The following is a 9,075-nucleotide window of genomic DNA, read 5'->3' on the forward strand; positions in this document are numbered from 1 at the left end:
CTGGACGTCCGGCCTCAGCGAACTCAGCGAAGGCATGCTGCACTCCGGCGTGCTGGGAGCGGTGGAGAAGACGAAGGGAACTGTGCCCCACGGTGCGGCGAACCCCCCGGGCGCCGGGAACACCGGCGGGACGACTCGAGCCGGTTCCAGTGGTGACCGGAGCACGGCAGACCGGGACCCAGGCGGGACACCAGGCGGCGCGCCGGGTGAGCTGAACCACCTGGACGCACTGGACAACCTGGACAACCTGGACGGTCCGGGTGGTCCGTTTGGGCCGGGTGGTGTCACCGTCCCGGGTTCAGGAACGGGACAGGTGTCCGTGGACGGGCCGGCCGTGGCCTCGGGTGTCGTGCATCCCGCGGTGGCTTCCGCCGGTGTCCCGCAGGCAGTGGACACGGTTTCGGGTGCGCGGCCCGGACACCCGGTGGAGGCAGGCCGGACGACAGCCGCCCCCGGCGGGCACCACATCGACGGCACAGCGGACGGTGACACCAGGGACGGCACCGACGAGGCCACCACGGCCGTGGGCACGGACGGCAACGGCACCGTCATCGCCGCCGGAAGCACGGACCCGGCCCAGACCACGGTGAGGAACCGCACCACTCCGGCCGCGAGCTCCCTACTGGCACCGGAGCCGGAACGCGCGGGCACCACGTCCGTGCAGACAGGCCGCCCCACAAGCGCGGCCGCCGGTGCGGGCGGCGGCCCTGAGACAGCACCCCCGGCCGGGAGGACAGCCCCGCGGAACACCCCCGGGCCCGAAACGAACCAACCGCCCACATCCACCACCACTCCGGCTACCTCCGCTGCGCCGAAACCATCGGCCGAGTCGGTCGAGCCGGCGGACCCGATGTCGGCGGATGCCCCTCCTCCCCCCAGGTCTTCGGTGACGACCGGGGCGGGGTCTCCCGCCGTGTCCACCGGCCGCGCGGCGACAGCCGCCTTGACCACGGCAGGAAAGGCCACAGCCGCCCCGGAGCCTGCGGAGACGAACTCCCCAACCCCCGTCGCTGCCTCGTGGACGAGTCGCCCCGCCGCGCCCTCCGCTCCGGCTGCGAGCCGTCCGCTGACCACGGCCTCCGCCGATCCGGGCAGCCGGGCAGGCGAGGGCCGCACGAAGCCGGAGGCGGTTGCCGCGACCACGACCGGACCGGCCGTGCCCGATCTGGGCAGGCTGCGCGCGGAGGTGGCCGCGGCGTGGTCCGCGAACCGGCCGGTGGCCGCCGACGTCTCGACAGCGCTCAACATAGTCCGGACGCATCAGCGGCTGGACGAGTTCCAGGTGGCGGCCGACCCGACTTGCGAGGCACTCGATGCGGGGCATCTGGCGGTGTACGCGGTCGCGGCGGAGTTGCGGGCCCATGGTGACATGGACCGGGCGGAGGTGCTGTCCCAGCAGTTGGCGCAGGGCCGTCCCAGGCCGGAGCGGGGTTATCTGCCCGGCGGGTTGGGCCCGGAGGAGCAGCTCCGGCCGGATGGTCCGCGGGGCACCGGCGGGTCGGGAGGCGCTGGCCGGCCTGTAGGGGCGGGGCGCCTTGAGTCCGCTTCGGCGGCGCCCGCCGGCTTTGCCGGTTCGGACTCGGCGTCAGCTGCGCGTCCCGTCACCGGTCAGGTGTCGCGCTCGGCAACGACCGCCTCGGGGGCGGGCCGGGATTCCGGAGGGGAGCCGCCGACGGCCGTCGCGCCACCGCCGCTGCCCGCCGGCTGGGCGGACCGGTTGCGTGACGCCGCCCACCGCACGGGCGACGACGGGGACGGTGGCGCGCCGACGCCGAGCGCCGGCAAGGGCAAGGGCAAGCAGGCGGACCGCACCCTGGGCACCCTGGAGGCAGCCTGGCAGGAGTACGCCGACGCCTACGAGGCCCGGTACCCCCTAGGCGCCGGCCCGGCGGCCGTGGGCCCCGCCGAGCCGCCCCCGGGCATCACCGGTGCCGGCCTCAGGCTCTACCTGGCCACTACTGACCTGCGCCGCTTGGGGATCAGCAACCCTGAACAGCTGATCCCCGAGTACCGGCGGGCCCTCGGCCTGCTGCCGCCCTCCGGCGCCGGCGCGCGCGACGGGGGGGACGCCACCGAGGCGACCGAGGCCACCGACGCCGACGCGCCGACGCGGCGCCCTCCGGGCGTACACGTGCCGTTGGAGGAACTCGCGGGCAGCCTGCCGGTGTACTGGTACGGCACCAGGCCGGTCGCGGTCTCGCTGTCCGGCGACCGTGACGGCGCCCCGGCCCTGGACCCGGCGAGCGTGCAGGGCCTGGCTCGTACCGTGCCCGGTGTGCTGTTGCTGTACGGCCGGCTCGACGGCGACGCGTTCGTGCTGCCCGACAGCCGACGTGCGAGCCTCGACACGGTGGCGGCGACACTCGCCATGCTCCCGGACGAACGTCCTCCCGTGCTGCTGATGATGCCCGGGGGCGATGCCGTGGCGCACCGGCTCGCCACCACGCTGGGCGTGGCGGTGACGGGAGCCCGGGGCGGCGTCGAGGTGCTGCCGGACGAGGGCCGCATGCGGGCCGGGGACGGCGGGCGGTTGCTGCGCTTCGACCCGGACGCGGAGGATGCCGCGGGCCGCCCGCTGGAGGAGTCGCTCGAAGGTGCCCCCTGGCGGCCGGGCGCCGGCCTGGCGGACACGGGCACCGGTACGGAGACCGCCGCGGCGCTCTCCACCGCGCCCGGCGGCGAGGCCAGCACCGAGCCGGCCGGTCCTGCCCTGCTCCCGCCCGCAAGGCGCACCGGCCCCGTGGTACTGCCCGAGCCTCTCACCGCCCGCGCCGACGGGCCCGACGCCGGCATGCACGGCGATCGGGACACCGGCGCCGGCAGGAGGGACGACCACCGCCCGCAGCACCGTCCGGGCGGCCACGGCCAAAGTGACACGCACGCCCCCTCCCCGGGCGGCGAGTCCTCACCGGACCGGATGTCGTTCGAGGCGCGGGCCGCCGACCCGCACATCCTCCCGATCGGCGTGCCCAAGGCCGGCCTGCCGCATCTGGCCGAGGTGGTCGCCGAGTTGCGCGCCTGGACCACCGAACTCGGGCACGTCGTTCCCGAGGAGGTCTGGAACCGGCTGCCGCAGCGGCTGCTCTCGAACTACCCCTTTTTGCTGAGCGGGGAACAGGCGTACCGGCCGGAGGGCCTCCTGGTGCCGCTCGGCCCGGTCGAGGCACTCGTCACGCTCGACCCTCGGGACCCGGCGCCGGTGGCCAACCCGGCTGGTTCCGTGGACGGCCCGGACCAGGTGCCGGCCGGCGGCGACCCCGGATCCTTCCGGGCGACCGCGGCCGTCAACGCCACGTACGCCACCGGCGCGCACGTGCAGAGCGAGTCCAGCAGCACCGGTGCCACACGACTGGGCGTCTCGCTGAACTTCGGCGTCGGCCTGCCCTCGCCGGTCGCCCACCTGCTGAGCATCGGTGCCGGGATCTCGGGCGTCGCCAACCAGTCGGGCCGCACCACCACGCACATCGCCGACTCCGAGCGCGGCCACGTCGAGGACAACCGGGCCGGGGCGACCTTGGTGTCGTACCGGCCGAACTGGTCCGTGCGCCTTCGCCGCGTACACGCCCGGCGCAGTCAGTGGCGCGACGTCACCGCCCGCCCGGTGGCGGGTGCGGAATCGCAGCGACTGCTGCTGTGGGTGCCCAAGCCCTATCTGGAAGCGCGTGGGGAGGACCAGGTCGTCGCCACGGGTGAAGGGGTGCTGCGCACCCGGCTGCCCGGCACCTATTTCGCCTCGGGCGTCACCGGACTGCCCACGCTGTACGACCGCATCGCGCGCGTCATGGAGGAGGGCGGGCTACCCCCGTCGGGTGATTCGCGCACGCACGACGAACTGATCCACAAATTGTGGAACCTGCCGTCGTTCCTCGACCATGCCGTCAACGGTGACCGCTTGAGCGACGGCACTCCCCGCGGCGGCTACACCTTCCGCCTGCACGACAAGTACGGCCGCACCGTCGCCACCGTCACCGTGCACGCCGACCGCTTCGCTCCGGGGCGGGAACGGCAGGTCGGTGCCGCCAGTGATACCGCGCACCTGGAGAACGTCCGCACCGCCATCGACGGCACGGGCGGCGAGCACAGGCTCGGCCACTCCTCGACCCTCACGCCGCTGACCGCCGGGCTGGACCTGACACCGCGCCCGCACGAGAACTCGAAGGCCGGGCTGGGCCTCTCCGGCTCGGTGTCGGTGACGTGGAGCAACGGCGACGCGCTCGGCGCCACCCGCACCGGCCTGTGGGTCATGGTCCCGCGCTTCGCCGGCACCACCGTCGCCTACCGCGCCGCCTTCATGCTGCGGGCGAAGGTGACGCTGCGCCGCGAAGGCGCCGACCGGACACGGTCCACCAGCCTGGTGAAGAGCCGGGCGCTGCTGCGACTGCCGCAGCCGGAGGCGTTCCGGCACGGCTTCCCCGTCGAGCGCTCGGCCCTGCACGACACCACCGCCTCCGGTTCGCTCGTGCCCTACGACCCCACGGCACTGCGCGGCGGCCCCACCCCCGAGCAACGGCAGGCACCGGACCGGCTGCCCCGCCACCTGCGGGACGACACCCCCTACCGGGGCATCGGCATGGGCCTCGTGGAGGTCCCGGAGGAGACCGTCGACAGCCTCTTCGAGGTGATCTCCGACGCGCTGCGCGCCCATGACTTCCTGCTGCCGGGCGACCGGGAGAACCCGATCGGCGACCGCTCGTGGTGGCAGCTGTCCGCCGGCCTGGAGAGCCGCGTCGACAACGAGGACCTGCTGCACAAGTTCCTCCACGACGGCCTGGCCGTCCACCACGACCGCCTCCACCAGGACGGTCTGACCCTGGTGCTGCACCGGCGACGGGGCTTCGCCGGCATTGAGTTCGACGTGGACGCCGCCCGCATCACCATCAGCGCGGAGCGGTCCCGGCCCATCGAGTTTCTCGACCGGGGCAACGACCACCACCTCACCAACCTGGCCATGGGCATGGACAGTGCCTCGGTGGGAGTCTCCGGAGGCACGGTATGGTCGCTGGCCCTGCGGGCCCGCGGCGTGTTCCGTTATCTGCTGGGCGGCGCGACGGGGGTCGGCCTGAGCGCGGGCAAGGGTGCGTCGGAGGGCGCGTTCTTCCTCAACAACCGCCCCGAACTGCTGGAGAGCAGTTCGGGGGAGTTCCTTCGGATGAAGGTGACCAGCACCTACACCGTCACGATCGAGTTCCAGCACAGCGGGCTGCCCGGCAAGGTCCGCGAGGGCCGGCGCGACCCGGCACCCCTGGTGGTGCCGGACCAGTCGGCCACCGTACGGGTGCTGCCGTTGGGCGACGGAGCGCAGGACACGGCGGCGGGGCAGGACGACACCCGGCCCGAGGTGCTGGACCAAGCGGTGGTCTTCCACCTCGACACCAAGGGCCTGCGCGCAGCGCTGAACCGGTTGCTGCCGTCACTGGACGGCCCACAGGGCCGGGCCGCCCGCACACTGGACTCGATGGCCGCGACGCTGCGCGCCCACCTGAAGGAGGCGGCGTTCGGGGGGTACACCACCGACCAGCCCTTCGACAACGGGCTGTTGCGGGACACCTTCGCCGCGCTGGACGTCAGGGCGAAGCTGGGCCCGTCCGAGTTCCTCGGCGCTTCCACCGACCCCTTCGTGCAGGGTGTGATCAAGCTGTGGCTGTCCCAGGCCACGACAACGACCTCCACCTCGCGGGGCCTGACCTGGACCCAGGCGGACGTCACCGTGGGTGGCGTCAGCCACGCCCGCCCGGCCTCCACCGCGGGCGGCGGCAACCAGGCCGGCCACGTCGACCCGATCTCCACCTCCGGTGGCGTCTCCATGAGCGGCCGCTGGCAGCACAACACCGCGGAGAGCTTCCAGCAGGCGGCGGGCAAGGAGCTGATCCAGCTCAGCTTCAGCAACGTCTACCTGTACGGCAGCAAGGTCGATCTGACGCTGACCAAGCTGGCCGAGAAGCACGGCAAGCTGATGTGGTCCGCGCGCGACTACGGCCGCGAGACCCTGGTCGGCCACGAGATGCTCTACCTGCTGCCCGAGCCGGAGGCACTCGCCCTGTACGCCGACGGTGACCTGCCGGTCTCCGACCGGCAGTTGACCAGTGCCATGGAGCGCTGGGCCGCGGGGTCGCTGAAGCTGCCGGCCAACACCGTGGCCCGCCTGCTCGCCCGCTGGCGGCCCGGCGCCCCGGCCGGGCACGGAAACGAACCCTCCGGCGGTCAGGAAGAACCCGGCACGCACGGCCGGCCGGACCGCCGGAGCGCCCACGACGACCGAGCCGGCTCCCCCGCCCAGCGGCGCCGGGCCACCGCACACGCCCTGCCGGACGAGCGGCCGGACGAGCGGACCGCGCGGGCACAACAGGCCGAGCCCGCCGAGCGGTCCGCGGCGCGGCAGCCGGAGCCGGACCGACCGGTGGCACGGCTGCAGGACGTGACCGCGCCGACGGACGACCCCGCCACCACCCGGCACCTGGCCTGGGCACGGCTGCTCCACGAGCAGCACACGGACGGCCGGGCGACCGTCTGGGACGCGGACGCGCGCGCGGCTTTCCACGAGACATTCGGCGACGAGTTCACGCTGGACCCGCGGCCCAACGCGCTGGCGTCGCTGACGCTGCCGGAGTATCTGACCCGTCGTGACCCGGGCGGCAACATACTCGGCCACAGCAACGTCATCAGCATCGACCACGAGCGCGGCCGGTCCACCGCCGACCTGTTCCGGGAGGCTGTCGAGCAGGTGGCGCCGGGCCTGCTCACCAAGGGCGCCGGCCTGTGGAGCGCCGACGGTCGCCACATCGGGCGGCTCCAGGGCTCGCTCGACACCGTGCTCAATCTGTTCTCCCGCGGCCGGGACGACGCGGTCTACGAAGACCTGCTCTCCCAGGACGGCGTCGAGTTCTACCTCGTCAACCAGGTCGGCTGGTTCCTCACCGACATGGTGAGGGTCACCGTGCACGCCGAACTCCGCTCAGGCGTGGACGTACGGGAGCGCCGCCCGGACGCGGGCCTGGAGAACTACGGGCACCACCAGTCCAACAGCGTCGTGTCCTCCTCGCGCGACGTCGGTCAGTCGTTCACCGTCGCCAAGGTCGGCTCCGGCCGATCGCACGGCAGCGGCGGTGCCTCCGCGAGTTTCGGGACCAGCCGGCGCAGTGGGCTGACGCACGCCGAATCCGGGGTGTCCGAGCAGACGGTGTACTCGTGGGACGGGTTGTACGAGGCGACGGTTCGGCACCGTTTCACGGTGACCGCCTCCCGTGCCGACATGTCGCACCGCCCGTTGAACGAGCTGAGCCTGGCCGCACTGCGCGGGCTGGGCCTGCTCGCGCCGCGCGCCGTCCACACGGTGACCGCCGACGGTGTCACCCGGCTGCACCTGCCCGCGGGCATCGCCGGCTTCACTCCGGCCCAGGGCTCCGACACCCCGGCCGGGCCGCGCGATCTGCGGCGGCTCGGGCGGCTCCCGGGGGACGCGTACGTCGTGGGTGTGGTGCTCAACCAGTCACAGAAGGCTGCCGAGGACCTGCTGCGCGCGGTGTTCGGCGTCGACGCGGCCGGCCGGAAGCGGGTCAGCTCACTGCTGAACCTGCTGATGTCGCGCACCCACCTGACCAACGTGCTGGGCCGCGTCGGCCCCGGCGAGCGGGTGCAGCTGTCCTCGCACCTGTTCGAGCCGGGCGCGTCGGCGCACGGCGTGAAACTGTTCCTGCGCAGCGCGCTGTACGACGTCCAGGTGCTCGGCGACGTCGTCGGTACCGGCACCGGTCGCTACGCCAAACACCAGAGCGGCACGTCCGTCTCCGCCTCCACAGACCACTGGCAGACCACGCTGTCCGGCAGTGGCGGCGGCGGCAGCACCTTCGGCCCCCACAACGCCGACAGCGTTTCGACGTCGACCGCGCCGCCCCTGCTCACCTCGGCCACGCAGAGCGCCGGCGGCACCGCCAACTACCGGCGCGAGCAGCACGTCAAGCAGCAGGGCCCGGTGAAACTGGTGCGCGTCCGCGTCCAGGTGCACCTGGAGGCGGAGGACCACCGCACCCACGTCTTCGGTTCACCGACCCGGCTCGGCCTGCGCGTCAGCGAGCCGGTCAACGGCGAAATGTACGTGGAGGTGTCTGAGGACGGCCTGCGGGTGTTCCAGCAGCAACTGGCGGACCTGCGCGCGAGGGACGACCACCGTCACGCGGCATGGCGGGCCGCCGCTCGTGCCACCCCGGTGGACCTCGCGCCGCTGCTGGTGCGGGCGGCGCGGGAACCCGGTGCGGACCCGGCCCGCGCCGACCTGGTGATCGGACGGCTGCTGGCCGAGCAGGTCGGCCCACTGGGCGGCCGGCGGGCGTTGGCGCTCACCGTGGACCCCGACCGGCTCGCGCTGGAACTGCACCGAGCAACGCTCGACTGGGCGGTACGGACCCTGCGGGACGACCACACGGCGATCGCGGCGGTACGGCCCGGGGCCGCGCCCCCGGCCGTGCTCGCCGACTACCGGCGCATGCTCGCCGGCGCCCCGCGCTCCGCGCCGCCCGGCACCGCCGAGCCGCTGCGGGCGCGGACGGCCGCCGTGATGGACGCGGTACGGGCGTACCACGCCACCCGCCCGGACAATCCGGAAGGCCGCCCACCGGAGCCGCCGGCCGCCTTCGCCCACGCCGACATGGACCGCGAGGTGCTGGTGCGCGACCTGGCCCATCACATGGACGCGCATGTGCGGTTCGTCGGCGGCGGGCAACGGGGCGGCGACCTGTGGATCGACCCGGCCGGTGCCGTTCATGCCGCCTACCCCCGCAGGACCCCTGCTCCGCCAACGGGCAGCGCCGCACCGGTGCTGGTGCCGGTGCGGGGCCCATTGATGGCCCCGCCGACAACCCCGCAGGTGCTCAACCATGCGGGCCAGTGGCTGGCTGCGATCACCCGGCGCGCCGCGGCCGGCCCCCTCGCGCTGACGATCGCCCAGCACCTCTCCCCGGTCCCTTTGGGCCCGGCAGGGAGCGCCCCCGCACTCGCGCCGGTCCCGGCGGCGCGCGCGCCCGCCCCGCCCGACACCGCGCGCCGCCAGCGGGTGGGCGACGAACTGCCCCGAATCGGTAA

General features: G+C 74.0%; 1 pseudogene. It reads left to right on the forward strand.

Annotation, left to right across the window (positions count from 1 at the left end):
• Positions 1 to 1,612 precede the first annotated feature (1,612 nt).
• A pseudogene (locus tag ABZX30_RS37130) lies at positions 1,613 to 9,075 on the forward strand (hypothetical protein); the annotation flags it as partial.

The sequence above is a fragment of the Streptomyces sp. NPDC004542 genome (assembly GCF_040610035.1).
In the GTDB taxonomy this organism is placed as follows: Bacteria; Actinomycetota; Actinomycetes; order Streptomycetales; family Streptomycetaceae; genus Streptomyces.